The organism is Vibrio nigripulchritudo ATCC 27043, from assembly GCF_000222685.1.
Taxonomy (GTDB): Bacteria; Pseudomonadota; Gammaproteobacteria; order Enterobacterales; family Vibrionaceae; genus Vibrio; species Vibrio nigripulchritudo.
The window spans coordinates 1-1516 of sequence record NZ_AFWJ01000200.1 but is presented as its reverse complement, the minus strand read 5'-3'; the positions used below and the strand labels follow the sequence as shown (position 1 = coordinate 1516).

2 protein-coding genes are annotated in these 1516 nt (G+C 46.0%); both read right to left on the bottom strand.

Translation table 11 applies throughout. The features are described from left to right. Window positions 1–24: 24 nt before the first annotated feature. A complete protein-coding gene (locus RH89_RS14885; RefSeq protein ID WP_004403580.1) occupies window positions 25–558 on the bottom strand; it encodes an NAD(P)-dependent alcohol dehydrogenase in 534 nt (177 codons plus the stop codon). Window positions 559–826: 268 nt separating this feature from the next. Then, window positions 827–1516: PhzF family phenazine biosynthesis protein (locus RH89_RS14880; protein ID WP_038146207.1), on the bottom strand; the 690-nt coding region annotated here is incomplete at its 5' end.

The following is a 1516-nucleotide window of genomic DNA, read 5'->3' as shown; positions in this document are numbered from 1 at the left end:
GCAGTACTGCAAACGCCGGTCACTTCAGCCCCCAGCCATTTTGCAATTTGAACGGCTCGCCGCCCCCAGCGCACCGGATGCGCCATTAATCAGTACCTTTTGACCTACCTGAACTTTGGCTTTATCGCGTAACATCTGAAGTGCGATCAATGCGCCATAAGGCAAAGAAGCGGCTTCTTCAAATGTTGTATTTTCTGGCATGAGGGTGATCATGCTGTCATCTTGTACACGAATGTATTCCGCATAAGTTCCACTGTTTACCCCGACAATCCCAAATACATGATCATTGGGCTTAAACAGGCGAACGTTTTTACCTACCGCTTCAACGACTCCTGCAAATTCCGTCCCGAGAATTTCTTCTGATGGCATAAAGGCACCTAACGCAATTCGCGAAGGCACCCAAAGCAGTTTCGGAATGTGGTGTGGAGCGTCACTTTTGGTCACTGTCGTCGCTTTTACGCGAATCAGGACATCATCAGCAGCAGGTTTTGGCTTTTCAACTTCTGAGAAATGCAATACATCGGTGTCCCCAAAGGGCGTATATACCATTGCTTTCATGGCTGTTGCTCTCCATTAGCAGTGCAGGTGCACATCCAAGCCTTTTGCTACTAGCCATTCTTAACACCCGGATTCCCTCTAAATCACCACTTACTGATGGATGGGAGAAGGTTCGGGTATCTTTGTTTTCCTTAGGAGACCAACATTAACAATGAGAATCAGTCACATCAAATGACAATTGTATTAATAGTGATACTTACCCACATAATCTCAATAAATATATGAAATCGGTGCGGGAATATGATGCATTAAACCTCGATCTCACTTCCTATACTTCGATTTCACCTTCCAGGTATTTCACTGCTCTGCCAGAGACATAAACGCTGTCTTTTGTCACACGGCAATCTAACTCACCCGATCGTCTGGATGCCTGCAAAGCTTTCAGTTCCGACTTACCTAAAACTTCTGCCCAATAAGGTGCCAGACCCGCATGAATAGAACCCGTCACCGGATCTTCATCGCCACCATTGGCTGGCCAGAAATAACGGGATACAAAATCGTGGCTGCTTCCTCTGGCGGTTACTACTACGTCGTAAGGTGCCAGTTTTTTAAGACTTTCCTGCTCCTGTTCTACATTCAGAACATCTGATTCGTTATCGTAAATCGCAAAATACGCCTGCGGGCTGCGCAGTACTTTTGCTGGTCGAACAGATAAGCCTTCAAGTAAAGGTTCTGGAACGTCTACCGGCTCTGGAGCCCGGATCGGAAAACGCATTTCTATCATCCCATCTTCTCGCTTTTTGACCGTTAGATTCCCTACTTCATTGGTCGAAAATTCAAGTTCATCATACTCAGGAAAGTCAGAAAACAGAGCATAAGATGAGGCAAGCGTAGCGTGTCCGCAGAAGTCGATTTCGGTTATGGGTGAAAACCAACGAATTGCATATTTATTGCCCCCTTCAGGAATCAGATACGCTGTTTCGGAGAGGTTATTCTCAATGGCAATGTTCTGCATCAG